This is a genomic window from Allobosea lupini (assembly GCF_900109525.1).
Lineage (GTDB): Bacteria > Pseudomonadota > Alphaproteobacteria > Rhizobiales > Beijerinckiaceae > Allobosea > Allobosea lupini.
Map to the genome: position 1 here is coordinate 267,582 of NZ_FOAN01000003.1, position 23,739 is coordinate 291,320.

Sequence of the window (23,739 nt, forward strand, 5' to 3'; positions counted from 1 at the left end):
CTCACGGCCCCGTTTCTCTTAGCGCGCGCCGGGGTTCTCGACCCGGCTCCTGGCTGCCTGCATCTGCCCAAGAGCTTGGCTCGCCGCCTTGCGCAAAAAGCCCTGGTCGGAGGAGAGGATGAAGGCGCTGGCGCCGCGCTCGGCGAACCCCGCGGATTCCTCGCCATTGTCGGTCATCACGCAGACCGGCTTGCCGGCCTTCTTGGCGGCCCGCAGGATCGCATCGATGGCGTCGCTGACTTCGGGCGCGTCGCGGGTCGGCGCACTGAGCGCGACGGTGAGGTCGCCGCGGCCGATGAAGACGGCGTCGAGCCCCTCGACCGCGAGAATGGCGTCGATCTCGGCCAGCGCCGCCGGGTCCTCGATCATCGCGATCGTCGCTACCGCCGCATCGGCTGCGTCGACGAGGTCCCACATCTTGCTGCCGCCATAGCGGCCGGCGCGGGTAACGCCGAAGAAGCCGCGCTTGCCGCCGCGATAGCGGCAGGCGGCGACCAGCGCCTGCGCATCCGCGACGCTCGCGACATGCGGAGCGAGGATCCCCACCGCGCCGCAATCGAGCGACGCCTGGATCGCGTCGCTGGTCAGCGTCGGGACGCGCACGACGCCGGCGATGCCGGCCGCCCGCGCCGCCAGCAGCACGAGGTCGGTGGTGACGCGGTCGAAGGGGGCGTGCTCCTGGTCGACGACGATGAAGTCGAAGCCGCTATTGCCGAGGATCTCGGTGGCATGCGGGCTCGGCGTCTTGACGAAGCTCCCCGCCAGGAAGGCGCCGCTGACGAGGCGCTTGCGAAAGCTGGACTGGGCGGATGTCCGCATGGTCTGCCGTGCCGATGTCGATCATCGGATGATGGCACTCCCGTTCCCGGATATGGCTGGAAGTCCCGCCGTTTCACATCTCGAAATCAGCCGAGGCGCGCGCCCCCCGCGTCAGAAAGCCGTCAGGATCGCTCTGGGATCTGGCGGGGAAACGTCGGATACGACACTCGGGGGAAGGGTATCCGAATGACAACTCGCCTGCGCAGCGCCTATGCCGCGACGAAGTTCGCAGTGATCGGCATCACCGAGGCCGTCGCACAGGAGGTCGGCATCCACGGCATCCGGGTCAACGCGCTCTGCCGGGCGCGGTCAATGGGGAATTGATGCAGCGCGTCATCGCCGCCCGCGCCGCCAAGGAAAACCGGCCGGCGGATGAGATCGTCCGGGCGAACTACACCGACAAGGCGGCGATGAAGCGCTGGGTCGAGCCGGAGGAGGTGGCGCGCGCCGCACCGTTCCTGGCGAGCGAGTCCTCCTCGATCACCTCCGAGCGCATCAAGGTCGACGCGGGCCGGATGTGATCCGGCCGGCCAGTCGGTTGCCAGACCCGCAGTATAGCTCAGTCCTGAGCCACGCTGCCACGCAGCCCGCGGGAGCTCGGCATCAGCGCCGCGATCCGGGCGTCGCTCTTCGGCGGCGCAATGAAGGTCCGCGCCAGCCTCTTGGGCATGTCGAGATCGAAGGGCCGACTCGGCGGCAACGTCGCCTTGCTGACCATATGTGTGGACTGGCTGGCATGTTCGGCGGCAGCAGGGGCTTCCGGAGCGAAGGCCAGCGGCGCATTGGCGAAGGAGGTCGGAACGGACGAGGCACTGGCGGCAACTGGCGCCGGCGCGGTGACCGCGGCCAGCTGGTAGCTCGGCTCCTCGATGCGGCGGCGCTCCGGACGCTCGCCCTTGACATAGAAGGCGTTGCCGCCCGCCACCGTCACGTAATGCATGTTCGCGTAGGAGAAGCGCAGGCCGGCCATGTGGAAATGCTTGGCATTGCCGACAGCCTCGTTGCGCTTGCCGGCGAGGATGGCGTCGGCGGCGGCCTCGGCCTTGGGCAGGTCGCGCGCCACCATCTGGCGGGTCAGCACGCCCGGGGCGAACTGGCGCGGTGCGCCGACGACGCCGCAGATCGTCTCGGGGTAGCGCGGCGCCCCGACCCGGTTCATCACGACGGTACCGACGCCGAGCAGGCCTGATTCGCTCGACCGGTTCGATTCGAAATACATCGCGCGGACAAGGCATTCGCGCTCGCGCGGGTCGGCTTTGGCCAGCTCGATCGCGCGCTTGCGGGTCTCGTGGGTCTGCTTCGTCGTCGTCCCGGGGCTGGCCGTCGTCGTCGAAGCAGTCTGGACCGGGGCGGTGCTGCAGGCGGCCAGCGCCGGCGCGGCCAGAGCCATCAGAAGCGGGATCGCTGTGCGGCCGTGGCGGCTCTTGTCGAGAGAACGAACGGCATCTGCAGCGATCGCGGTCCGCTTCATGCGGTGACCTCCTGATTACGGGATCTCGGCTGCCGCAATCAGCGAGCCATCGTCACCGGCAAGGAAACCCGAACCTCTTACCAGAAAGTTAATTTCGGACGGAAGAGGCAAAGATGACACGGCCGAAAGTGGCGGCAGTGGACCCCGCAGGCCGTTCAGCGGCGCGCAGCCGAGCCCTGTCCCGTTGCGTGCTCTCCGCGCCGTGGGCGAGGATACGGGCATTGATCCCGGTTTCCGTCGGCGCTTTACCGGCATGGTGGCAGGCGGCCAGCCTCTCATCGACGTCGCGCCTCGGGGCCTCGCTTCTAGACCTATAGCGTGGCCTGTTGCGGCAATCCGTCCGGCCGGTTGATCTCTCCTCGAATTCGTGCAATTAAATGACCGACCGGTCGGTTGATAAAAACAAAGCGGCGAAACGCGGGGAGAGACATCGTGGCGGACGCTTTCATTTGCGATGCGGTTCGCACGCCCGTCGGCCGTTATGGCGGGGCGCTTTCCGGCGTCCGTGCCGATGATCTCGCAGCCATCCCGCTCACGGCGCTGATGCAGCGCAATCCCTCCGTGGACTGGAGCCAAGTCGACGACGTCATTCTCGGCTGCGCCAACCAGGCCGGCGAGGACAATCGCAATGTCGCGCGCATGGCTGTCCTCCTTTCCGGGCTGCCGGTCGATGTGCCCGGCACCACGGTCAATCGGCTCTGTGGCTCGGGCCTTGATGCGCTCGGGCTTGCCGCCCGTTCGATCCGCGCCGGCGATTGCGGGCTGATGCTCGCCGGCGGCGTCGAGAGCATGTCGCGCGCGCCCTTCGTCATGCCGAAAGCCGAGTCTGCCTTCTCGCGGGCCAATGCGGTCTACGACACCACGATCGGCTGGCGCTTCGTCAACCCGAAGCTGAAGAAGGCCTTCGGCATCGATTCCATGCCCGAGACGGCCGACAATGTCGCCGCCGATTTCGGCGTCTCGCGCGCCGACCAGGACGCGTTCGCGCTGCGCAGCCAGCAGCGCTGGGCCGCGGCTCAGGCCGCCGGCCGCTTCACTGATGAGATGGCGCCGGTCTCCGTGCCGCAGAAGAAGGGCGATCCACTCATCGTCGATCGCGACGAGCATCCGCGTCCGGATGTGACGCTCGATCAGCTGGCCAAGCTGAAAGGCGTCAACGGCCCCGATCTCAGCGTAACCGCCGGCAATGCCTCGGGCGTCAACGACGGCTCGGCGGCGCTGATTGTCGCGAGCGAGGCAGCCGCGAAAGCCAACGGCCTGACGCCGCGCGCCCGTGTCGTCGCCATGGCGGCTGCCGGCGTCGCGCCGCGCATCATGGGCATCGGCCCGGTGCCGGCGGTGCGCAAGGTGCTGCAGCGTGCCGGGCTGGAGCTCGCACAGATGGACGTGATCGAGCTCAACGAGGCCTTCGCGGCGCAGGGACTTGCGGTGCTGCGCGAGCTCGGCCTGCCGGACGACGCTCCGCAGGTGAACCCGAATGGCGGCGCGATCGCGCTCGGCCACCCGCTCGGCGCGAGCGGCGCCCGCCTGGCGACGACGGCGATGTGGCAGCTCCAACGCAGCGGCGGGCGTTACGCCCTCTGCACGATGTGCGTCGGGGTGGGGCAGGGAATTGCAGTGATCCTCGAGCGCGTCTGACGCGCGAGGCGGAACAGGAGGCGAGCCGATGTATGCCCAGATGGTCAAGACCGAGGCGAAGCGGGTCCGCAGCCTCGACGAGATGGAGCCGCAGGAGCGCGCCTTCCAGCAGCGCATCGACGCCGGCCAGAAGATCGAGCCGAAGGAGTGGATGCCGGAGGACTATCGCAAGACGCTGATCCGCCAGATCAGCCAGCACGCCCATTCCGAGATTGTCGGCCAACTCCCCGAGGGCAACTGGATCACCCGCGCGCCCACGCTGGAGCGCAAGGCGATCCTGCTCGCCAAGGTCCAGGACGAGGCCGGTCATGGCCTCTATCTCTACTGCGCGGCGGAGACGCTCGGCATCAGCCGCGACCAGATGTACGAGCAGCTGCATTCCGGCAAGGCCAAGTACTCCTCGATCTTCAACTATCCGACGCTGAGCTGGGCCGATATCGGCGCGATCGGCTGGCTGGTCGATGGCGCGGCGATCATGAACCAGGTGCCGCTGCAGCGCTGCTCCTACGGCCCTTACGCCCGCGCCATGGTGCGCATCTGCAAGGAGGAGAGTTTCCACCAGCGCCAGGGCTTCGACATCATGACCGTGCTCAGCAAGGGCACGCCAGAGCAGAAGGCGATGGCGCAGGACGCGCTCGACCGCTGGTGGTGGCCGTCGCTGATGATGTTCGGCCCCTCGGACGACGCCTCGGTGCATTCGGCGCAGTCGATGGCCTGGAACATCAAGCAGGATTCCAATGACGAGCTGCGCCAAAAATTCGTCGACCAGACCGTGCCCCAGGCCACGTATCTCGGCCTCACCGTCCCCGATCCCGCGCTGAAGTGGAACGAGGCGAAGGGCGGCCATGATTTCGGCGAGCCGGACTGGACCGAGTTCTTCGCTGTGATCGCCGGCGAGGGCCCGTGCAATCGCGAGCGGCTGGAAGCGCGCCGCAAGGCCTGGAACGACGGCGCCTGGTTCCGCGATGGGCTCACCGCCCATGCCGGCAAGCAGGCGGCGCGGCGTCAGGCCTCGCGCATCGCGGCCGAGTAACACTCCGACGGAAGGGAGCTGATGATGTCGAGCGAATGGCCCCTCTGGGAGGTCTTCATCCGCGGCCAGCATGGCCTCAACCACCGGCATGTCGGCAGCCTGCACGCGCCCGACGCCGAGATGGCGATCCTCAATGCCCGCGACGTCTATACGCGCCGGAATGAGGGCGTGAGCATCTGGGTGGTGCGCTCGGCCGACATCGTCGCCAGCGCGCCGTCCGACAAGGGGCCGCTGTTCGATCCCGCCAACGCCAAGGTCTACCGGCACCCGACCTTCTTCGACGTACCGGACGAAGTGGGGCACATGTGATGAGCGCCCCGGCCTCTTCCTCTGCGGTTTCTGCGGCGGTCGCCGAGTTCGCGCTGCGCATGGGCGACAGCTGCCTGATCCTCGGCCATCGCAATTCGGAATGGTGCGGCCATGCCCCCGCGCTGGAAGAGGACATTGCGCTCGCCAACACGGCGCTCGACCTGATCGGCCAGACCCAGCTCTGGCTCGGGCTCGCCTGCGAGGCCGAGGGCAAGGGCCGCACGCCCGACAATCTCGCCTTCCTGCGCGATGTCTCCGGCTATCGCAATCTCCTGCTGGTCGAGCAGCCCAATGGCGATTTCGGCCGCACGCTGATGCGGCAATATCTGTTCGACGCCTGGCATCTGCCGCTGCTGAAGGCGCTGATCGGTTCGGCCGACAGGCGCATCGCCGAGATCGCCGAGAAGGCCTCGAAAGAAGTCGCCTATCATCTCGAACGCAGCGCCGATCTGGTTGTGCGTCTCGGCGACGGCACGGCTGAAAGCCATGCCCGCATGCAGGCGGCCGTTGATTTCCTCTGGCCCTATACCGGCGAGATGTTCCTCGCCGATGCGGTCGACGATGAGCTGGCGTCGGCGGGCCTCGCACCGGAGCCGGGCTTGCTCAAGGCCGCCTGGCAGGTGCATGTCGGCACCACCTTCGCCGAGGCGACGCTGAAGGCGCCAGAGAAGAGCTTCGTCCAGAAGGGCGGCCGGCGCGGCGTCCATTCCGAGCATCTCGGCTACATCCTCGCCGAGATGCAGTTCCTGCAGCGCGCCTATCCCGGCGCCAGCTGGTGAGGAGGCGCTGATGGATGCCGCCACCATCTCCCGCCCGGCCGTCGCCGAGATCTGGTCCTGGCTCGGCGAGATTCCCGATCCCGAGATCCCGGTGATCTCGCTGGTCGATCTCGGCATCATCCGTGATGTCGCTTGGGTCGATGACCTGCTGGAGGTGACGGTGACGCCGACCTATTCCGGCTGCCCGGCGACCGGCGTCATCAATTTCGAGATCGAGCGCGGCCTGCGCGAGCATGGCATCGAGAAGCTCAGGCTCAAGCGGCAATTGTCGCCGGCCTGGACCACCGCCTGGATCAGCGTTGAGGGCCGCGCCAAATTGCGCGACTACGGCATCGCTCCGCCAGTCGAGGGCACGGCCGCTTGCGCCGGCGCGCTGGTGCCGCTTCAGGTCTCCTGCCCACGCTGCGGCTCGCAAAGGACCGAGCGCATCAGCCAGTTCGGCTCGACGCCCTGCAAGGCGCATTTCCGCTGCACCGACTGCCTCGAACCCTTCGACTACTTCAAGAGCATCTGATGGCACGCTTCTTTCCATTGGAGGTCGCCGATATCCGCCGCGAAACGCGCGATGCGGTCGTCGTCACGCTCGCGCCGCGGCCTGAGGACCGCGCCGCCTTCGACTTCACCCAAGGCCAGTACCTGACGTTCCGAAGGGAGTTCGAGGGCGAGGAGCTGCGCCGCTCCTATTCGATCTGCGCCGGCAAGGACGAGGGCGTGCTCAAGGTCGGCATCAAGCGCGTCGATGGTGGCGCCTTCTCGACCTGGGCGAACGAGGAGCTGAAACCCGGCGACATGGTGGAGGCGATGCCACCTATGGGCGCCTTCCACGTGCCGCTGAAGCCGGAGGAGAAGCGGCATTATCTCGGCTTCGCCGGAGGCAGCGGCATCACGCCGGTGCTCTCGCTGATCAAGACGACCTTGGCGCGCGAGCCGGGCTCGCGCTTCACGCTGGTCTACGGCAACCGCTCGATCAACTCGATCATGTTCCGCGAGGAACTGGAGGACATCAAGAACACCCATCTCGGCCGGTTCAACGTGGTGCATGTGCTGGAGAGCGAAGCGCAGGAGGTCGAGCTCTTCTCCGGCCGCATCGACGCCGAGAAATGCGCCAGGCTGTTCAAGGGCTGGATCAACATCGCCGCCATCGACATGGCCTTCATCTGCGGTCCCGAGCCGATGATGCTGGCGATCGCGGCGGCGCTGCGCGAGCACGGCCTGCGCGACGACCAGATCAAGTTCGAGCTGTTCGCCTCCGCCCCGCGCCGCGGCAAGCATGTGGTCAAGAGTGCTGTCGACAACGGCAAGGCCGCGACCTGCACCGCGACGATCACCCTCGACGGCATGACGCGGGTGATCGAGATGGCCAAGACCGGCCAGACCATCCTGGAGGCGGCGCTCGGTGCCAGCCTCGATGCCCCCTATGCCTGCAAGGCCGGCGTCTGCTCGACCTGCCGCGCCATGGTCGTCGAGGGCGAGGTCGAGATGGCGACCAACCATGCCCTCGAGGATTACGAGGTCCGCCAGGGCTATGTGCTGAGCTGCCAGTGCTATCCGCTCTCCGACCGGGTGGTGGTGACCTATGACCAGTGACGCCGACACCATGCCGCTCGAGGACTATCTGGCGCAGGGCGGCAAGCTGACCACGTCCGAGAACGCGCCGCCGCGCTATCGCGGTGAGTTGCTGCGGTTGATGGCGACCTTCGTCGACAGCGAGCTGGCAGGCGCCGCTGGCTTCGCCGACATCATCAACCAGGGCCCGGGCATCAAGGAGCGCATCGCCGCCTCCCGCATCGTGCTGGAGAAGCTCGACCATGCCGAGCGCGTGCTGGCGGTGATGGGCGAGTTCGGCGCCGACATCTCGCGCTATGCCAACCACCATCCCTGGGCCGAGCGCGTGGCGCGCGACAGCGATCTCGGTGCTGCCCGCCACGGCGCCGACATGCGGCTTGCCGTGCTGCACTATCCGCTGCAGGGCTGGCTCGACGCGGTCGTGATGAACGTGCTGATGGGCCAGGCCGTGGTGATCCAGATCGAGGAATTCGCCGGGCTTTCCTACCAGCCGCTGGCCGAGATCTTCCGCGCCATCCTGCCGCGAGAGCGCCGGCACACCGAGCTGGGCGAGGAAGGTTTGCGCAAGCTACTTGAGGATGCAGGCAACCGGCCGCAGATTGCCGCAGCGCTCGCCTATTGGCGCCCGCGCGTCGCCGCGAGCTTCGGCCGCGGCAGTTCGGCGCATTTCGAGACGCAGAGGAAGTTCGGCCTGCGCCATACCGGCAATGCCGAACTCGCCGCCGCCTGGGAGCGGCAGGTCGGCAAGCTGCTGCACGCCATCGGCATCGCCTGAGCCGCATATCCAACCGATGACGGCGACAAGCCGCAAACTGCGATCGACAAGGGATCTCCAGGGATGAACGCGCCAGTGAAGACCGTCCGCCAGCTCGAATCCTATATCGCCGGAGACTGGGTCCGCGGCGCCGGCAAGGCCGTGCCGCTGCTCGATGCGGCGACGGGGGCGGAGGTCGCGCTGATCGACGCCAGCGGGCTCGACATGAAGCGTGCGCTGAACCATGGCCGCGAGACGGGCGGACCGGCGCTGCGCAAGCTGAGCTTCCACGAGCGCGCCTTGATGCTGAAGGCCCTCGGCCAGGTGCTGATGGAGGCGAAGGAGGAGTTCTACGCCCTTTCGACCGCCACCGGCGCGACGCGCACCGATAGCTGGATCGACATCGAGGGCGGCATCGGCACCTTACTGTCCTATGCCTCGAAGGGCCGGCGCGAGCTGCCGAACACGCGCACGCTCGTCGATGGCGATGTCGAGGCGCTCTCGCGCGACAACAGCTTCTCCGGCCAGCACATCCTGACGCCGCTGGAAGGCGTCGCGATCCATATCAACGCCTTCAACTTCCCGTGCTGGGGCATGCTGGAGAAGCTGGCGCCGACGCTGCTCGCCGGCATGCCGGCGATCGTCAAGCCGGCGAGCCAGACCGCCTATCTGACCGAACTGATGGTGCGCCGGATCATCGCGACCGGCATTCTGCCCAAGGGCGCGCTGCAACTGATCAGCGGCTCGGTCGGCGACCTGCTCGACCATGTCGATTGCCAGGATGTCGTGACCTTCACCGGCTCGGCCGCCACCGGCCGCAAGCTCAGGGCGCACAAGGCGATCGTCGAGAATTCCGTTCGCTTCACCATGGAGGCGGATTCGCTCAACGCCGCGATCCTCGGCGCCGACGCCGTCGCGGGCACCGAGGAGTTCGACCTCTTCGTCAAGGAGGTCGCCCGCGAGATGACGGTGAAGGCCGGGCAGAAGTGCACGGCGATCCGTCGCGTGATCGCGCCGCGCGCCACAGTCGAGCCGCTGATCAAGGCGCTCGGCGAGCGTCTCGCCAGGACCGCGCTCGGCAATCCCGGCGAGGAAGCGACCCGCATGGGCCCGCTCGCCAGCCTCGCCCAACGCGACGAGGTCCGCGCACGCATCGCCGAACTGCAGGGGGATGCCGAGGTCGTCGCCGGCGATCCGAGGCAGGCGAAGCTGACCTCTGGCGATGCCGAGGCCGGCGCCTTCCTCAGCCCCGTCCTGCTCTATTGCGGCAAGCCGGGCTCAGCCAAGGCCGTGCATGATGTCGAGGCCTTCGGCCCGGTCAGCACGATCATCCCTTACGAGACTGCCGAGGAGGCCGCGGAGCTGGCACGGCGCGGCAAGGGCAGTCTCGTCGCCTCCGTCTTCACCAATGACGCCGGCTTCGCACGCGAGGCCGTCGAGGCGCTCGGCCCCTGGCATGGCCGCGTCATGCTCGGCAACCGCGTCAGCGCCAAGTCCTCGACCGGCCATGGCTCGCCCTTGCCGGTGCTGGTCCATGGCGGCCCCGGGCGCGCCGGCGGCGGCGAGGAGCTGGGCGGCATGCGCTCGGTCAAGCACTACATGCAGCGCACCGCCGTGCAGGGCGCGCCCTGGCTGCTGTCGGAGGTCACCGGGCGCTGGATGCAGGGTGCAAAGACACGGCAGGACGGCATCCATCCCTTCCGCAAGTCGCTGGCCGAACTGGAGATCGGCGACCAGCTCGTCACGGCCTCGCGCACGGTGACGCTGGAGGACATCGAGCATTTCGCCCATTTCACCGGCGACACCTTCTACGCCCATATGGACGAGGACGCCGCCAAGGCGAACCCGTTCTTCGACGGGCGCGTTGCGCACGGCTACCTGATCGTGTCGTTCGCCGCCGGCCTCTTCGTCGATCCGGCGCCGGGCCCGGTGCTCGCCAATTACGGCGTCGATGCGCTGCGCTTCCTCACCCCGGTCAATCCGGGCGACACGCTGCAGGTGACGCTGACCTGCAAGCAGATCAATCCGCGCGAGACGGAAAACTATGGCGAGGTACGGTGGGACTGTGCGGTCAGCAACCAGGAGGCTCAGCTCGTCGCGCAATACGATGTGCTGACCATGGTGGCGAAGACCTGGCCGGCGTGAGCGCGGCCTATTTCATCGCGCTGGCGCCGTCGAGGAACAGCGCGGTGACCATGTCGGCATAGCCTTCACGGCTGAGCGCGCCGCTCGGCCGGAACCAGGTGTAGACCCAGTTGAGGATGCCGAAGAGCGACATGGTGACCGGCGTCACACCGGCGCTGCTTTTCGCCAGCGCCGGGTTGATGTCGACCAGCACGTCCGAGAACGCCTTGACGATGCGGCGCTCCATCTCGCGCAGTTCCAGCCTCTGGGCGTCGGTGAGCGAGCCGGTGCCGTTGAGCAGGACCTGGTGGAAGTTCGAGGCCGTGCGATAGTTCTCGAGCACGCCGCCGATCAGATGGCGCAGGCGCGCCCTTGGCTCGAGATCGGGCCGGTCGGCCTCGATGATCGCCGCCTCCAGCTCGACCAGATGGGTCAGGCCGATATCGAAGATCAGCAGGTCCTTGCTCGGATAGTAATGGTAGAGCAGCGCCTTGGAGACGTTGTTCTCCTGGGCGATCTGCGCCATCGAGGCGCGCTCCATGCCGAGCTTGGCGAAGACGGCTGCGGCGCTGTCGAGGATGCTGCGCCGCTTCTCGTCGAAATCCGCAGCCCTGGTGCGGGCCATCGCCTGTCATCCTTTCGGCCGGTTGTCGACGACGCGCCTGGCCTTGCCGGCCGAGCGCTCGACCGAATCGGGGTCGCCGACCTCGATCCTGGTGCTCACCCCCACCACGCTTTTGATGTGGTGCGCAAGCTCCTTGGCTGACGCAGCGCGCGCGTCGGCATCGGCTGCGTGCGGCATCGCCTCGACATGCACGACCATGTCGTCCATGCGGCCGGCGCGCACGAGCTCGATCTGGAAATGCGGGGCGAGCCCGCCGCATTTCAGCAATTGCTCCTCGATCTGCGTCGGGAAGATGTTGACGCCGCGCAGGATCATCATGTCGTCGGTGCGGCCGGTGATCTTCTCGATCCGGCGCATCGCCCGCGCCGTGCCGGGAAGCAGTCGCGTCAGGTCGCGCGTGCGGTAGCGGATGATCGGCAACGCCTCCTTGGTCAACGAGGTGAAAACGAGCTCGCCGATCTCGCCGTCGGGCAGGACTTCGCCGGTCTCCGGATCGATGATCTCAGGATAGAAATGATCCTCCCAGACATGCAAACCGTCCTTTGTCTCGACGCATTCGCTGGCGACGCCGGGGCCGATCACCTCCGACAGGCCATAGATGTCGACGGCATGCATGTCGAAGTCCTGCTGGATCTCCTGGCGCATCGCATTGGTCCAGGGCTCGGCGCCGAAGATGCCGATGGCGAGCGAGGAGCTGCGCGGGTCGATGCCCTGGCGTCGGAATTCGTCGAGGATCGACAGCATGTAGGACGGCGTCACCATGATGATGCGCGGCTTGAAGTCCTGGATCAGGCAGACCTGGCGCTCGGTCATGCCGCCTGAGATCGGGATGACCGTGCAGCCGAGCTTCTCGGCACCGTAATGGGCGCCGAGCCCGCCGGTGAACAGGCCGTAGCCATAGGCGACATGGCAGATGTCGCCGGCCCGGCCGCCCGCCGCCCGGATCGAGCGGGCGACGCAAGTCGCCCACATCTCGATGTCGTTCTGGGTGTAGCCGACGACCGTCGGCTTGCCGGTCGTGCCGGAGGAGGCGTGGATGCGGGCGACCTTTTCTCGAGGCACCGCGAACATCCCGAACGGATAGGTGTCGCGAAGGTCCTGCTTCACCGTGAACGGGAACTTCGAAAGGTCGGACAGCGTCCTGAGATCATCCGGATGGACGCCGGCCTCGTCGAACGTCGCTCGGTAATGCGCCGAGTTGCGATAGGCATGGTCGAGCGTCGTCTTCAGCCGCTTGAGCTGGAGCGCCGAGATCTCGTCGCGGGAGGCCGTTTCGATGGGGTCGAGCTCGCCCGGGCGGGGCGAAAGGTCTTCCATGGGTCTCCTCCGCTTCAGTCTTGTTTCAGCCGGCGCGTTCAGTCCGGTACGGGTATCGGCGTGCCCTTGACGGTGCGGGAATGGCCGCGGAATTCCGCGACATGCTCGCCGTTCTGGTTCGTCACCGTGATGTCATAGATGCCGCCGCGGCCGATGCGCGAGACTTCGCGCGCGCTCGCGCTGAGCCGGTCACCCGCGAAGGCGGGGCGCAGGAAGGTCACTGAGCAATGCTGCGCGACGGTGTTCTGGTTGTAGCTGTTGCAGGCGAAGGCGAAGGCCGAGTCCGCCAAAGTGAAGATGTAGCCGCCATGGCAGGTCTTGTGGCCGTTGGTCATCTCGACCGTGATGGTCAGCGACAGCTGCGCCTCGCCGGGACCGATCGCGTCGAGACTCATGCCGAGGCTGCGGGAAGCGAGGTCCTTCTCCCACATCGCCGCGGCAGAGGCGCGGGCGACGGCGAGCGGATCGGAGACGTCGAGGCTCATCGTCCGCTGAACTTCGGCTGGCGCTTGTCGAGGAAAGCGAGCACGCCCTCGGCATAGTCGGCGCTGCGGCCGGCCCGGCGCTGCAAATCGCGCTCGAGGTCGAGCTGCTGGTCGAGGGTGTTGCCGGCCGAAGCCTGGATCGCCTGCTTGATCAGGCCGAGCCCGAAGGTCGGGCCGGCGGCGAGCTTCTTGCCGAGTGCCTCGGCCTCGCTCATCAGCTCTGCATCATCGACGGCGCGCCAGATCAGGCCCCAGGCGGCGGCGGTTTCCGCCGTCAGCGGCTCCGCGGTCAGCGCGAGCGCCTTGGCGCGGGCTTCGCCGAGCAATTGCGCGAGGCTCCAGGTTCCGCCGGAATCGGGGATGAGGCCGATCTTCGAGAAGGCCTGGATGAACTTCGCCGACCGCGCCGCCAGCACGATGTCGCAGGCGATCGCGATATTGGCGCCGGCGCCGGCGGCGACGCCGTTGACCGCGCAGACGACCGGCTTGTCGAGACTGCGGATCTGGCGGATCAGCGGATTATAGAAGCTTTCGATCGTGCGGCCGAGATCCGGCGCCGTCTCCTTGCGCGGATCGCGATCGCCGAGGTCCTGGCCGGCGCAGAAGCCGCGGCCGGCGCCGGTGAGCAGCACCGCGCGGATGTCGCTCTCGTCATGCGCATGCTGGAATCCGGCGCGTAGCGCAAGGTGCATCTCGTCGTTGAAGGCGTTCAGCTTGTCGGGGCGATTGAGCGTCAGCCGTAGCAGGCCGTCGGCGAGCTCGATCTTGACCGTGTCGGACACGCGCCGTCCTCCCATATCGTCGCGGCCTTGGGCCGTCGCTCCAAAAAATTCCTTGCATAGTCCGAACGGTCGGTCAATTATTAACTCAACACAGGCGCGAGCAAGCTGGATGGGTCCGCCCGATCCAAGCCGATCGAGTCTGCGGGGAACGATAAGGACTGTGCTCCGAACCTTCGGCGGCGCGGCGACAGCCACAAAGCGCTTGGACAAAAAAGCGCCTGGGACGGTGGAGGAAACGATGAAGTTCGGACTAATCGGCGGCGCGCTCGCGCTGACGCTCGGCTTGGCTGGCCCGGCCTTCGCCGACATCAAGATCGGCGCCTCGGTCTCCGAGACCGGCCCGGCCTCCTCGCTCGGCGACCCCGAGGCCAAGACCCTCAAGCTGCTGGTCGACGAGATCAATGCCGCCGGCGGCGTGCTCGGCCAGAAGATCAAGCTCGTCCTTTATGACGATGGCGGCGACCCGAACAAGGCACGCACCTTCGCCACCCGCCTGGTCGAGGACGACGAGGTCGTCGCCATCGTCGGCGGCTCGACCACCGGCACCACCATGTCGATCATCTCGGTCGTCGAGAACGCCAAGATCCCGTTCATCTCGCTGGCGGGCGCGATAGAGATCGTCGATCCCGTGAAGCCCTTCGTCTTCAAGACGCCGCATACCGACCGGATGGCCTGCCGCAAGATCTTCGAGGACATGAAGGCCAAGGGCTTCAGCAAGATCGCGCTGATCTCAGGCTCTGACGGCTTCGGCGCCTCGATGCGCAAGCAGTGCCTGCAGGTCATCGGGGAGTTCGGCATCACCGTGCTGGCGGAGGAGACCTACGGCCCGAACGACGCCGACATGACCCCGCAGCTCACCAATATCCGGTCCAAGGCGGATGTGCAGGCGATCCTCAATCCCGGCTTCGGCCAGGGTCCGGCGATCGTGACCCGCAATTACGGCCAGCTCGGCATCAAGACGCCGCTCTACCAGTCGCATGGCGTCGCTTCGAAGAGCTTCATCGACCTCGCCGGCCCGGCCTCGGAAGGCGTGCGCCTGCCTGGCACGGCGGTCCTCGTCGCTAGCCTCCTGCCGGCGAACGACCCGCAGAAGCCGGTCGTCTCGGCCTATACAAGCGCCTACCAGGCGAAGTTCAACCAGCCCGCCTCCACCTTCGGCGGCTATGCACATGACGGCCTGCGGCTGCTGGTCGATGCGATCAAGCGTGCCGGCAAGGCGGAGCCGAAGGCGATCCGCGACGCGCTCGAGGGCACCAAGGGCTTCGTCGGGGTCACCGGCACCTTCAACATGGCGGCATCAGACCATCTCGGCCTCGACCTTTCCGCCTTCCGCATGCTCGAGATCAAGGGCGGCAACTGGGCACTGGTGCAGTAGGGCGCCGGAATGGGGCGCGTCTGCGGTCGCTGAGCGACGCCCTTTGCGTCATGGTCGGGCTTGTCCCGACCATCCACGTCTTCCCTCGGGCAAGGTGGTGTTCAAGACGTGGATGCTCGCCATAAGGGCGAGCATGACGGGCTGGACTGGCCTTCAGCATCTGATCTGGCCACGGGGAGCATCAAGTGCCCGAACTTCTCCAATACCTGTTGTCGGGCGTGACGGTTGGGGCTGTCTATGCGCTCGTCGCGCTCGGCTTCACCCTGATCTACAACGCCTCCGACGTGGTGAACTTCGCCCAGGGCGAGTTCGTCATGCTCGGCGGCATGATCACCTTCTTCGCCTGGCAGGCCGGCATCCCGCTGCCGCTGGCGGCGCTGCTCGCCATCCTCGCCGCCGCGACGATCGGCGTGCTCCTCAACAAGCTCGCGATCGAGCCGGCGCGCGGCGCGCCGGTCGCCAGCCTGATCATCATCACCATCGGCGCCTCGATCTTCCTGCGCGGCAGCGCCCAACTCGTCTTCGACAAGCAACTCCACCGCTTCCCGAGCTTCTCCGGCGATGATCCGCTCAGGGTCTTCGGCGCGACGATGCTGCCCCAGGGCCTCTGGGTCATCGCCGGGGCGGTCGCGATCTTCGTTGTCCTTTGGCTGTTCTTCGCCCGCACGCTGACCGGCAAGGCCGTGCTCGCCACCGCCAACAACCGCATCGCGGCGAGCCTGGTCGGCATCAATCCCAATCACATGATGACGCTGAGCTTCGCCGTCTCGGCCGCGATCGGCGCGCTCGCTGGCGTGCTCGTCACCCCGATCACCCTCACCAGTTATGATCTCGGCGTCGCGATGGCGTTGAAGGGCTTCGCCGCCGCCATGCTCGGCGGCATGGGCGTTCCGGCCGGGGCGTTGATCGGCGGCCTGCTGCTCGGACTGATCGAGGCGCTGACCGCCGGCTACGTCAGTTCGGTCTACAAGGACGCGGTCGCCTTCGTGCTGATCCTCGTGATCCTGTTCGCGCGGCCTCAAGGGCTGTTCGGCCGCAAGGCGATGGACCGGGTCTGACGATGCGCCTGTCCCAAAAGCATCTGACCCTGATCGCGCTGGCCGTGCTGATCGCACTGGCGCCGGCCTTCTTCCCTTCGAATTTCTACTACCGCATCGGCGCGCTGATCTTCGTGAACGGGCTCGCCGTCACCGGCCTAGTCGTGCTGATCGGCTTCGCCGGCCAGATCAGCCTCGGCCATGCCGGCTTCGCCGGAATCGGCGCCTATGCCTGCGCGCTGGCTCCCGGCTATCTCGGCCTGCATCCAGGCTTGGCCATGTTGCTTGGGGCGCTGCTTTCGGGCGGCATCGCCTGGCTGATCGGACGGCCGATCCTGCGCCTCAAGGGCTATTACCTCGCTGTCGCCACGCTTGGCTTCGGCATCCTTGTCTCGATGGTGCTCGCCAACGAGGCGAAGATCACCGGTGGGCCGGACGGGCGCGAGGTCGCCGAGCTCGGCCTGCGCAGTGCGCTCGCCGCCATCGGCATCGGCCTGAGCAACGCCCAGTTCTGGTACGCCGCCACCGGCCTCTCGATGCTCGCGGGCGCCTGGATCGCGCTTAACCTGCAGGATAGCCCCTCGGGACGGGCGCTGCGTGCCCTGCACGATTCAGAGGTCGCGGCCCGCACCGTCGGTGTCGACGTCGCCCGGCTGAAACTCTCGGCCTTCGTGATCTCGGCCGTCTACGCCTCGCTGTCCGGTTCGCTGCTGGCGCTGATGAACCGCTTCATCACGCCCGATGTTGCCGGCTTCCTGCACTCGGTCGAGCTGGTGACGATGACGGTGTTCGGCGGCGTCGGATCGGTTCCGGGCGCCATCCTCGGCGCGGCGACGCTGACCCTGCTGCCGCAGGCGCTGACCGTGCTGCAGCAATACGAGAACCTCATCCTCGGCCTGATCATGATGCTGGTGATGATCTTCATGCGCGAGGGGCTGCTGCCCTCGATCATGCGCCGCTTGAAGGGGAGGGGCTGATGACGCTTCTCTCGGTCGAAGCTCTCGGCATCGATTTCGGCGGCCTTCGCGCCGTCAACGATGTCGGCTTCTCGGTCTCGCCCGGCGAGATCGTCTCGGTGATCGGTCCGAACGGCGCCGGCAAGACCACGCTGTTCAACATGATCTCGGGCGTCTACCAGCCGCAGCGCGGCCGGATCGCGCTGGACGGGCAGGACGTCACCGGCCTGGCGCCGAACCGCCTCGCCGAGCGCGGCCTCTCCCGCACCTTCCAGAACCTGCAGATCTTCCAGCGCATGAGCGTGCTGGAGAATGCCATGACCGGCTGCCATCTCCGGGAGCGCGGGCCGATCCTCGGCGATCTCCTCAGCCTGCCGTCCTCGCGCCGCCGCAGCGCCGACGCCAGGGCGCGCGCCACCGAACTGCTGGAGCGGGTCGGCCTGGCGCGCGGCGCCGAGCGGGAGGCCTCCTCGCTCTCCTATGGCGCGCTGAAGCGCTTGGAGATCGCGCGCGCTCTGGCGCTGGAGCCGCGCATCCTTCTGCTCGACGAGCCGGCGGCCGGCTGCAACGCCGTCGAGACCGAGGAGATCGACCATCTGATCGCCGAGGTCGCCAGGTCCGGCGTCGCCATTCTCCTGGTCGAGCACGACATGAAGATGGTGATGCGGATATCCCAGCACATCGTCGTGCTCGATCGCGGCGAGAAGATCGCCGAGGGCGCACCTGCTGCCGTCTCGCGCGATCCCAGGGTGATCGAGGCCTATCTCGGCGCGCAAGCGACGGAGGCGGGCGATGCTCTCCGTTGAGGGGCTGCGCTCGCGCTATGGCCGCATCGAGGTCCTGCACGGCGTCGATCTCGAGGTCGGCTCGGGCGAGATCGTCACCGTCGTCGGCGCCAACGGCGCCGGCAAGACGACGCTGCTGCGCTGCATCTCCGGCGTGCAGCCGGCGAGCGGTGGCGCGATCATCTTCCGCGGCGAGGCGTTGAAGGCGATTCCGGCGCATCGCCGCGTGGCCTTGGGACTCTCGCAGTCGCCGGAAGGCCGGCTGATCTTCACCAACCTGACCGTCGAGGAGAATCTGCGGCTCGGCGCCTATCTCTTCGCCGACGAGCGTGTCGAGCGCGACATGGCCGATGCCTTCGCCATGTTCCCGATCCTGAAGGAGAAGCGCAACCTGCCGGCCGGCGGCCTCTCCGGCGGCCAGCAGCAGATGCTGGCGATCGGCCGCGCCTTGATGGCCCGGCCCGCCTGCCTCCTGCTCGACGAGCCGAGCATGGGGCTCGCGCCGATCCTGGTGGCGCAGATCTTCGACGTGGTGAAAAATCTGAAGTCGCTCGGGGTCACCGTGCTGCTGGTCGAGCAGAACGCCTATGCGGCTCTCAGGATCGCCGATCGCGGCTATGTCATGGAGACCGGCCGCATCGGCTTCAGCGGCACGGCCGAGGAACTGATCGCCGATCCGCGCATCCGCGAGGCCTATCTCGGCATCTGAGGTGCCGCGCAGCCAATACGCTCTGGCCTCAGGGCTTGGTCGGGTCGAAATGCTTGGTCAGCTTGTGGCCGTAGCCGCCATAGTCCTGCTGCAACGCCTCGCTCTGCGCGGCGAAGGCCGTGACCTGCTGGGGAAAACGCGTTTCGAACATGAAGGCGAGGGTGCCTTCGAGCTTGTGCGGCTTCAGTTCGACGGTGCTGGCCTTCTCGAACGCGGCCACATCCGGCCCATGCGGCAGCATCGTGTTGTGCAGGGAAATGCCGCCCGGCACGAAGCCGCCGCCGGTCTTGGCGTCGTAGACGCCGTAGACCAGCCCCATGAACTCGCTCATCACGTTCATGTGGTACCAGGGCGGGCGGAAGGTGTTCTCGGCCACCAGCCAGCGGTCGGAGAAGATGACGAAGTCGATGTTGGCGGTGCCGGGCGTCTCCGAAGGCGAGGTCAGCACGGTGAAGATCGACGGATCGGCATGGTCGTAGAGGATCGGGCCGACCGGCGAGAAGCGCCTGAGATCGTATTTGTAGGGCGCGTAGTTGCCGTGCCAGGCGACGACGTCGAGCGGCGAATGCGCGATATCGGCGGCCCAGAGATTACCACCCCATTTCACATACATCTTCGAGGGCGCGTCGTGGTCCTCATAGGCCGCGACCGGCGTCAGGAAGTCACGGGGATTGGCGAGGCAGTTGGCGCCGATCGGCCCGCGTTCCGGCAAAGTGAAGGCGCCGCCATAGTTCTCGCAGATATAGCCGCGGGCCGGTCCGTTCGTGAGCTCGACCCGAATCTTGACGCCGCGCGGGATGACCGCGATCTCGCCCGGCTCGATATCGATGATGCCGAACTCGGTCCACAGGCGTAAGGAGCCTTGCTCCGGCACGAACAGCATCTCGCCATCGGCATTGTAGAAGTACTCGTCCACCATCGAGCGCGTGATCAGGTAGACATGCGCGCCCATGCCGCCCTGGCTGCCGGCATCGCCGGCCGTGGTGATGCTATGGACGCCCTCGACGAAGGAGAGCGGCTCCGATGGGATCGGGATCGGGCTCCAGCGCAGCGGCGCGATCGGCATGTCGACCTCGCGGGCCGGTGCCGTGCGCCAGAGGCGGGTATCGACCTTCCTGAAGGTGTTCCAATGGGCGACCGTCGGCCGGATGCGATAGAGCCAGGAGCGCTCATTGGTGGTGCGCGGCGCGGTGAAGGGCGAGCCGGAGAGCTGCTCGGCATAGAGCCCGTAGGCGCATTGCTGTGGCGAGTTGCGGCCGAGCGGGAGCGCTCCCGGCAGGGCCTCGGTCTCGAAGCCGTTGCCGAAGCCGGACATGTAGCCGGTCGCGATCGCGCTCCTGGTCGTGCCGTCCTGCGCGGCAGCCGTGTTCCGAACGTTCATGACACCCTCCCGAAAGACACGGCGGCCCTCCCGCCGCGACTGTCCCGATGCCGGCAGGAGGTATCATATAGTTGCGTTTGTAACCATTTTTCGTGTGACTAACAAGCGAGGATAGCTCGCTTCGCAGGCGCTCATTATCCGCATCATGGGCCGGCCGTTCCGGATTGGCGAGGTCTCGCCGCGCCGGCCCGAGGGGACGTCGTTCGGAAGAGGGGTAGCCTCAATGGGCGCGATGGCGGTAGCCGATCGACGGCGCGGTTGGGTGCACCGCGTCGGCGACCGCTCGCGCGAGATTGCCTGCCGCTCGAGCTCTGGCCGGCGGCGTTCGAGCCCCTGCCGTCCTCCTCGCGTCGGAATCAGATGACGAGCAAGGACGGGCTCGGGAAGCCGCAGACCGGTCGGCCTCAATCTGACGATGATCTGCGATCGGCAGCGTGTCGGCCGCGCATGTCCGTCATATGCGCTTCCGGCCGGTGCGTGGGATGCGCCCCTGCACGGCAGCCTCGATCTGGCTTCTGGCGATGCCGATGTCGTGCAGAGCGCACTCGTCGAGCTCGCGCAGGTGGTCGATCGCGCCGCGGCGCTCGAAATAGCGCACGACGGCCTGGCACCATGCGGCCGGCAAGCGGAGCCGTGCCTCGGAGCGCTTTGCACTGACGAGGCGGGCGATGGTCGGCAGAACCGCAGACATGTTGGCCTCCGTTGGACAGCACCGGGCCAGACGTCCGCAACACGCTCTCGTCACGTCGACGAGGTGATCGTCGGCCGTCGTAACCTTCGCGATTTCCGGTGCGGCTAGGTTGATGAAGGCAAAATGATCCGATACAAATATCGGATCAATGAAAACATTGATCTCGGTGCAATAAATGTCGAAATCCGATTATCTGAGGTTGGCCGACGCGATCGCCGCCGACATCGCCGCCGGGACGCTCAAGCCGGGCGAGCGCCTGCCGCCGCAGCGCAACTTCGCCTATGAGCGCAAGATCGCCGTCTCGACGGCGAGCCGGGTCTATGCCGAGCTGCTGCGCCGCGGGCTCGTTGTCGGCGAGGTCGGCCGGGGCACGTTCGTCTCGGGCGAGGCCAGGCGTGGCGTCGCGGCGCCCGGCGAACCGAGCGGCACAAGGATCGATCTCGAGTTCAACTACCCGATCCTGCCGCGGCAGGCCGCTCTGATCGCCAGGAGTCTCGCCGGCCTCGATGAGGCCGCGGCGCTCGATGCCGCCTTGCGGCAGGCAACCAGCGTCGGCACGCCGGCGATCCGCAGCATTGGTGCCGCCTTCCTCTCGCAAGGCGGCTGGACTCCGGCGCCCGAGCAGCTGGTCTTCACCGGCAATGGCCGCCAATCCGTCGCTGCGGCGCTCGCCGCTCTCGTTCCGACCGGCGGCCGCTGCGGCGTCGAGGCCCTGACCTACCCCTTCATCAAGGGGATCGCCGCCCGATTGGCTATCACGCTGGTGCCTTTGGCGATGGACGAGAGTGGCATACGGCCAGACGCCGTGGAGAAGGCGCATCGCGAAGCCCATCTTTCGGCGCTCTATATCCAGCCGGCGGTCCAGAACCCGCTGGGAACGACGATGCCACAGGCGCGCCGGGCCGATCTGCTGGGGGTCGCCCAGGCGCTCGGCCTGCCGATCATCGAGGACAATGTCTATGGCTTCCTCGAGGATGGGCCGCCGCTGGCGGCGCTCGCGCCGGACTCCTGCATCGTGATCGACAGCCTGTCCAAGAAGGTCGCGCCGGGGCTGACGCTGGGCTTCGTCGTGGTGCCGCTGCGCCTGCGCGAGAGCATCAAGGCCTCGGTGCGTTCCGGCGGCTGGACGGCGACGGGGTTCGCCTTCGCGGCCGCCCAGCGGATGATGAGCGACGGCACCATCGCCGAGCTCGCCGAGGCGAAGCGCCTCGATGCCCGCGCGCGCCAGGCACTCGCGGCAGAGCGCCTCGCCGGCTTCGAGGTCCAGGCCAACAGGAACTGCTACCATCTGTGGCTGACGCTACCGGCGCATTGGCGCTCGCAGAGCTTCGTTGCGGCTGCGGCCCGGCGCGACATCGCACTGACCCCGTCGAGCACCTTCGCGGCGACGCCCGGTCATGCGCCGAACGCGGTCAGGTTGGCATTGGCGACGCCGAGCATGGAACAGCTCGATCTCGGCCTGCATACGCTGGCCGCGCTCCTGCACGCCCGGGAGGACGATTTCGACTCGACGGAGTGAGCGAGGTACCGCAGGCGACGGCCGGCGGAACGGCCGGGCGAAGTTCGGTCTCATGTTGCGATGGCGCTTTCCGCGTATATCTACGATCGATGAGCCCGATCGCCTTCGACAATTCCTATGCGCGCCTGCCGGAGCGCTTCTACGCGACCGTGGCGCCGACGCCCGTGGCTGCGCCCCGGCTGATCCGGCTGAACACGCCGCTCGCACTGGACCTCGGGCTCGATCCCGACTGGCTGGAAGGCCCGGAGGGCGTGGCCATGTTGGCCGGCAACGACGTACCGGTCGGCGCAGCGTCGATCGCGACCGCCTATGCCGGCCATCAGTTCGGCGGCTTCAGCCCTCAGCTCGGCGACGGTCGGGCCATCCTGCTCGGCGAGCTGGTCGATCGGCGCGGCAGGCGCCGGGATCTCCAGCTCAAGGGATCTGGCCCGACCCCCTTCTCGCGTCGCGGCGACGGCCGGGCGGCGCTGGGGCCGGTCCTGCGCGAATACATCGTCAGCGAAGCGATGGCTGCGCTGGGCATCCCGACGACACGCGCGCTAGCTGCGGTCCTGACCGGCGAGGCCGTCAGGCGCGAGACGGCATTGCCCGGCGCCGTCCTGACCCGCATCGCCTCCAGCCATATCCGGATCGGCACCTTCCAGTTCTTCGCCGCCCGCGGCGACGTCGAGGCGCTGCGCCTGCTCGCCGACCACGTGATCGAGCGGCACTATCCGGATTGCGCCGGCGATGGTCGCTATCTCGCCCTTTTCGAGGCGGTGGTCGCCGCGCAGGCCGCGCTCGTCGCGCAGTGGATGACGATCGGCTTCATCCACGGCGTGATGAACACCGACAACATGTCGATCGCCGGCGAGACCATCGACTACGGGCCCTGCGCCTTCATGGACATCTATCATCCGACGACCGTGTTCAGCTCGATCGACGAGCACGGGCGCTATGCCTTCGGCAACCAGCCTCCGATCGCCCGCTGGAATCTGGCGCGCCTGGCCGAGGCGCTGCTGCCGCTGCTGGCCGACGACCCCGACAGGGCCGTGGCGATCGCGCAGGAGGCGCTCGGCCGGTTCGACCCGCAATTCCAGCAGAACCTGATCGCAGGCTTCCGTCGCAAGCTCGGCCTCGCCACCGAGGAGGCTGATGATGTCGAGCTGATCAAGGCGCTGCTCGAGACGATGCAGCGCGGCGAGGCCGATTTCACTTTGGTCTTCCGGCGCCTGAGCGAGGCGGCCGGGCGAGCTGACGGTGCGCAGGCCTGCCGCGGCCTCTTTGCCGACCCCGCCGCGTTCGATGCCTGGGACGAGCGCTGGCGCCGGCGCCTGTCGCGGGAGCCTGCATCGGCGAATGAGCGGCAGGGTGCCATGCTGGGCACGAACCCGCTGTTCATCCCGCGAAACCATCTGGTCGAGGCGGCGATCCAGGCTGCCGTGGAGCGCGATGACTTCGCTCCGTTCGAGACCCTGATCGACGTTCTCTCCAGGCCTTTCGACGCGCAGCCCGGCCGTGAGGACCATGCACGCCCGCCTGCAGCACATGAGCGCGTGATCGCGACATTTTGCGGGACTTGAGGACGTTTCCGGCGAAAGCCGG

At 67.3% G+C, this 23,739-nt stretch carries 25 protein-coding genes; 17 read left to right on the plus strand and 8 right to left on the minus strand.

What is annotated here, in order from left to right; all coding sequences use genetic code 11:
- Positions 1 to 18: 18 nt before the first annotated feature.
- Entirely contained in the window at positions 19 to 819 is an 801-nt protein-coding gene (locus BMZ21_RS10635; RefSeq protein WP_091833159.1) for an HpcH/HpaI aldolase family protein, read from the minus strand.
- Between the two features lie 186 nt (positions 820 to 1,005).
- Here BMZ21_RS10635 and BMZ21_RS30580 point away from each other — a divergent pair, with 186 nt between their 5' ends.
- Positions 1,006 to 1,143 carry an SDR family NAD(P)-dependent oxidoreductase gene (locus tag BMZ21_RS30580; protein WP_208862259.1) on the plus strand — a complete coding sequence of 46 codons (138 nt, stop codon included), beginning with the start codon at positions 1,006 to 1,008 and terminating at the stop codon, positions 1,141 to 1,143.
- A complete protein-coding gene (locus tag BMZ21_RS29900) occupies positions 1,143 to 1,340 on the plus strand; it encodes an SDR family oxidoreductase (protein WP_143079688.1) in 198 nt (65 codons plus the stop codon). The genes BMZ21_RS30580 and BMZ21_RS29900 overlap by 1 nt, the downstream gene beginning before the upstream one ends.
- 38 nt (positions 1,341 to 1,378) lie before the next feature.
- Here the strand turns inward: BMZ21_RS29900 and BMZ21_RS10645 are convergent, their stop codons facing one another.
- A complete protein-coding gene (locus BMZ21_RS10645) occupies positions 1,379 to 2,290 on the minus strand; it encodes a cell wall hydrolase (protein WP_244543796.1) in 912 nt (303 codons plus the stop codon).
- 432 nt (positions 2,291 to 2,722) lie between these two features.
- Between BMZ21_RS10645 and pcaF the strand changes: the two genes are divergently transcribed.
- The 8 genes from pcaF (at position 2,723) to paaZ (ending at position 10,514) form a co-directional block, all read left to right on the plus strand.
- The gene (pcaF, locus tag BMZ21_RS10650; protein WP_091833162.1) at positions 2,723 to 3,928 is read left to right on the plus strand and encodes a 3-oxoadipyl-CoA thiolase; all 1,206 of its coding nucleotides are present in this window, start codon (positions 2,723 to 2,725) and stop codon (positions 3,926 to 3,928) included.
- A gap of 28 nt (positions 3,929 to 3,956) precedes the next feature.
- Complete coding sequence (gene paaA, locus BMZ21_RS10655) at positions 3,957 to 4,961, plus strand: 1,2-phenylacetyl-CoA epoxidase subunit PaaA (protein ID WP_091833165.1); 1,005 nt, start codon at positions 3,957 to 3,959, stop codon at positions 4,959 to 4,961.
- A gap of 24 nt (positions 4,962 to 4,985) precedes the next feature.
- Positions 4,986 to 5,270 (plus strand): 1,2-phenylacetyl-CoA epoxidase subunit PaaB, encoded by a 285-nt coding sequence (gene paaB / locus BMZ21_RS10660; protein WP_038360406.1) that lies wholly within the window; start codon positions 4,986 to 4,988, stop codon positions 5,268 to 5,270.
- Entirely contained in the window at positions 5,270 to 6,049 is a 780-nt protein-coding gene (gene paaC / locus BMZ21_RS10665) for a 1,2-phenylacetyl-CoA epoxidase subunit PaaC (RefSeq protein ID WP_091833168.1), read from the plus strand. Before paaB ends, paaC begins: the two co-directional genes overlap by 1 nt.
- A 10-nt stretch (positions 6,050 to 6,059) precedes the next feature.
- The gene (gene paaD, locus BMZ21_RS10670) at positions 6,060 to 6,563 is read left to right on the plus strand and encodes a 1,2-phenylacetyl-CoA epoxidase subunit PaaD (protein WP_091833171.1); all 504 of its coding nucleotides are present in this window, start codon (positions 6,060 to 6,062) and stop codon (positions 6,561 to 6,563) included.
- The gene (gene paaE / locus BMZ21_RS10675; protein ID WP_091833174.1) at positions 6,563 to 7,636 is read left to right on the plus strand and encodes a 1,2-phenylacetyl-CoA epoxidase subunit PaaE; all 1,074 of its coding nucleotides are present in this window, start codon (positions 6,563 to 6,565) and stop codon (positions 7,634 to 7,636) included. The genes paaD and paaE overlap by 1 nt, the downstream gene beginning before the upstream one ends.
- On the plus strand, positions 7,626 to 8,390 hold the full coding sequence (locus BMZ21_RS10680; protein WP_244543797.1) for a Phenylacetic acid catabolic protein: 765 nt from the start codon (positions 7,626 to 7,628) through the stop codon (positions 8,388 to 8,390). Before paaE ends, BMZ21_RS10680 begins: the two co-directional genes overlap by 11 nt.
- A 63-nt stretch (positions 8,391 to 8,453) precedes the next feature.
- Entirely contained in the window at positions 8,454 to 10,514 is a 2,061-nt protein-coding gene (paaZ, locus tag BMZ21_RS10685; RefSeq protein WP_091833177.1) for a phenylacetic acid degradation bifunctional protein PaaZ, read from the plus strand.
- A 7-nt stretch (positions 10,515 to 10,521) separates the two neighbouring features.
- Here paaZ and BMZ21_RS10690 read toward each other — a convergent pair whose 3' ends face one another.
- The 4 genes from BMZ21_RS10690 to paaG are packed head-to-tail and all read right to left on the minus strand — an operon-like array spanning position 10,522 to position 13,717.
- On the minus strand, positions 10,522 to 11,118 hold the full coding sequence (locus tag BMZ21_RS10690; protein WP_091833180.1) for a TetR/AcrR family transcriptional regulator: 597 nt from the start codon (positions 11,116 to 11,118) through the stop codon (positions 10,522 to 10,524).
- 6 nt (positions 11,119 to 11,124) lie between these two features.
- Complete coding sequence (gene paaK / locus BMZ21_RS10695; protein ID WP_091833183.1) at positions 11,125 to 12,435, minus strand: phenylacetate--CoA ligase PaaK; 1,311 nt, start codon at positions 12,433 to 12,435, stop codon at positions 11,125 to 11,127.
- A gap of 38 nt (positions 12,436 to 12,473) precedes the next feature.
- Positions 12,474 to 12,920 (minus strand): hydroxyphenylacetyl-CoA thioesterase PaaI, encoded by a 447-nt coding sequence (paaI, locus tag BMZ21_RS10700; protein WP_091833186.1) that lies wholly within the window; start codon positions 12,918 to 12,920, stop codon positions 12,474 to 12,476.
- Positions 12,917 to 13,717, minus strand: a complete 801-nt coding sequence (gene paaG / locus BMZ21_RS10705) for a 2-(1,2-epoxy-1,2-dihydrophenyl)acetyl-CoA isomerase PaaG (protein ID WP_091833189.1) — start codon at positions 13,715 to 13,717, stop codon at positions 12,917 to 12,919. The genes paaI and paaG overlap by 4 nt, the downstream gene beginning before the upstream one ends.
- 223 nt (positions 13,718 to 13,940) lie before the next feature.
- Here paaG and BMZ21_RS10710 point away from each other — a divergent pair, with 223 nt between their 5' ends.
- The 5 genes from BMZ21_RS10710 to BMZ21_RS10730 all read left to right on the plus strand — a co-directional run bounded on the left by BMZ21_RS10710 (position 13,941) and on the right by BMZ21_RS10730 (position 18,564).
- Positions 13,941 to 15,077 carry an ABC transporter substrate-binding protein gene (locus BMZ21_RS10710; RefSeq protein ID WP_091833193.1) on the plus strand — a complete coding sequence of 379 codons (1,137 nt, stop codon included), beginning with the start codon at positions 13,941 to 13,943 and terminating at the stop codon, positions 15,075 to 15,077.
- Positions 15,078 to 15,262: 185 nt separating this feature from the next.
- A complete protein-coding gene (locus BMZ21_RS10715; RefSeq protein WP_091833196.1) occupies positions 15,263 to 16,135 on the plus strand; it encodes a branched-chain amino acid ABC transporter permease in 873 nt (290 codons plus the stop codon).
- A gap of 2 nt (positions 16,136 to 16,137) precedes the next feature.
- Positions 16,138 to 17,091, plus strand: a complete 954-nt coding sequence (locus BMZ21_RS10720; protein ID WP_091833199.1) for a branched-chain amino acid ABC transporter permease — start codon at positions 16,138 to 16,140, stop codon at positions 17,089 to 17,091.
- On the plus strand, positions 17,091 to 17,876 hold the full coding sequence (locus BMZ21_RS10725) for an ABC transporter ATP-binding protein (RefSeq protein WP_091833201.1): 786 nt from the start codon (positions 17,091 to 17,093) through the stop codon (positions 17,874 to 17,876). Before BMZ21_RS10720 ends, BMZ21_RS10725 begins: the two co-directional genes overlap by 1 nt.
- Positions 17,863 to 18,564: an ABC transporter ATP-binding protein gene (locus BMZ21_RS10730; protein WP_091833204.1), complete on the plus strand. Its 702-nt coding sequence runs from the start codon at positions 17,863 to 17,865 to the stop codon at positions 18,562 to 18,564. Before BMZ21_RS10725 ends, BMZ21_RS10730 begins: the two co-directional genes overlap by 14 nt.
- A 28-nt stretch (positions 18,565 to 18,592) precedes the next feature.
- On the opposite strand, the gene hmgA is transcribed toward BMZ21_RS10730, so the two are convergent.
- Complete coding sequence (hmgA, locus tag BMZ21_RS10735; protein ID WP_091833207.1) at positions 18,593 to 19,945, minus strand: homogentisate 1,2-dioxygenase; 1,353 nt, start codon at positions 19,943 to 19,945, stop codon at positions 18,593 to 18,595.
- A gap of 454 nt (positions 19,946 to 20,399) precedes the next feature.
- Complete coding sequence (locus BMZ21_RS10740) at positions 20,400 to 20,636, minus strand: YjiS-like domain-containing protein (protein ID WP_091833210.1); 237 nt, start codon at positions 20,634 to 20,636, stop codon at positions 20,400 to 20,402.
- Between the two features lie 175 nt (positions 20,637 to 20,811).
- On the opposite strand from BMZ21_RS10740, the gene BMZ21_RS10745 reads away from it, so the two are divergent.
- Together BMZ21_RS10745 and BMZ21_RS10750 are read left to right on the plus strand one after the other, a co-directional pair.
- Positions 20,812 to 22,155 (plus strand): aminotransferase-like domain-containing protein, encoded by a 1,344-nt coding sequence (locus tag BMZ21_RS10745; protein WP_091833213.1) that lies wholly within the window; start codon positions 20,812 to 20,814, stop codon positions 22,153 to 22,155.
- 89 nt (positions 22,156 to 22,244) lie between these two features.
- Positions 22,245 to 23,717, plus strand: coding sequence for a protein adenylyltransferase SelO (locus BMZ21_RS10750; protein WP_091833216.1), 1,473 nt, complete (start codon positions 22,245 to 22,247; stop codon positions 23,715 to 23,717).
- Positions 23,718 to 23,739: the final 22 nt, after the last annotated feature.

Excerpts from the sequence above, each read along its gene's own strand:
- BMZ21_RS10635 (WP_091833159.1), bottom strand. The coding sequence starts at position 819 with ATGCGGACATCCGCCCAGTCCAGCTTTCGCAAGCGCCTCGTCAGCGGC.
- BMZ21_RS30580 (WP_208862259.1), top strand. The coding sequence starts at position 1,006 with ATGACAACTCGCCTGCGCAGCGCCTATGCCGCGACGAAGTTCGCAGTG.
- BMZ21_RS29900 (WP_143079688.1), top strand. The coding sequence starts at position 1,143 with ATGCAGCGCGTCATCGCCGCCCGCGCCGCCAAGGAAAACCGGCCGGCG.
- BMZ21_RS10645 (WP_244543796.1), bottom strand. The coding sequence starts at position 2,290 with ATGAAGCGGACCGCGATCGCTGCAGATGCCGTTCGTTCTCTCGACAAG.
- paaA (WP_091833165.1), top strand. The coding sequence starts at position 3,957 with ATGTATGCCCAGATGGTCAAGACCGAGGCGAAGCGGGTCCGCAGCCTC.
- paaB (WP_038360406.1), top strand. The coding sequence starts at position 4,986 with ATGTCGAGCGAATGGCCCCTCTGGGAGGTCTTCATCCGCGGCCAGCAT.
- paaC (WP_091833168.1), top strand. The coding sequence starts at position 5,270 with ATGAGCGCCCCGGCCTCTTCCTCTGCGGTTTCTGCGGCGGTCGCCGAG.
- paaD (WP_091833171.1), top strand. The coding sequence starts at position 6,060 with ATGGATGCCGCCACCATCTCCCGCCCGGCCGTCGCCGAGATCTGGTCC.
- paaE (WP_091833174.1), top strand. The coding sequence starts at position 6,563 with ATGGCACGCTTCTTTCCATTGGAGGTCGCCGATATCCGCCGCGAAACG.
- BMZ21_RS10680 (WP_244543797.1), top strand. The coding sequence starts at position 7,626 with ATGACCAGTGACGCCGACACCATGCCGCTCGAGGACTATCTGGCGCAG.
- paaZ (WP_091833177.1), top strand. The coding sequence starts at position 8,454 with ATGAACGCGCCAGTGAAGACCGTCCGCCAGCTCGAATCCTATATCGCC.
- BMZ21_RS10690 (WP_091833180.1), bottom strand. The coding sequence starts at position 11,118 with ATGGCCCGCACCAGGGCTGCGGATTTCGACGAGAAGCGGCGCAGCATC.
- paaK (WP_091833183.1), bottom strand. The coding sequence starts at position 12,435 with ATGGAAGACCTTTCGCCCCGCCCGGGCGAGCTCGACCCCATCGAAACG.
- paaI (WP_091833186.1), bottom strand. The coding sequence starts at position 12,920 with ATGAGCCTCGACGTCTCCGATCCGCTCGCCGTCGCCCGCGCCTCTGCC.
- paaG (WP_091833189.1), bottom strand. The coding sequence starts at position 13,717 with ATGGGAGGACGGCGCGTGTCCGACACGGTCAAGATCGAGCTCGCCGAC.
- BMZ21_RS10710 (WP_091833193.1), top strand. The coding sequence starts at position 13,941 with ATGAAGTTCGGACTAATCGGCGGCGCGCTCGCGCTGACGCTCGGCTTG.
- BMZ21_RS10720 (WP_091833199.1), top strand. The coding sequence starts at position 16,138 with ATGCGCCTGTCCCAAAAGCATCTGACCCTGATCGCGCTGGCCGTGCTG.
- BMZ21_RS10725 (WP_091833201.1), top strand. The coding sequence starts at position 17,091 with ATGACGCTTCTCTCGGTCGAAGCTCTCGGCATCGATTTCGGCGGCCTT.
- BMZ21_RS10730 (WP_091833204.1), top strand. The coding sequence starts at position 17,863 with ATGCTCTCCGTTGAGGGGCTGCGCTCGCGCTATGGCCGCATCGAGGTC.
- hmgA (WP_091833207.1), bottom strand. The coding sequence starts at position 19,945 with ATGAACGTTCGGAACACGGCTGCCGCGCAGGACGGCACGACCAGGAGC.
- BMZ21_RS10740 (WP_091833210.1), bottom strand. The coding sequence starts at position 20,636 with ATGTCTGCGGTTCTGCCGACCATCGCCCGCCTCGTCAGTGCAAAGCGC.
- BMZ21_RS10745 (WP_091833213.1), top strand. The coding sequence starts at position 20,812 with ATGTCGAAATCCGATTATCTGAGGTTGGCCGACGCGATCGCCGCCGAC.
- BMZ21_RS10750 (WP_091833216.1), top strand. The coding sequence starts at position 22,245 with ATGAGCCCGATCGCCTTCGACAATTCCTATGCGCGCCTGCCGGAGCGC.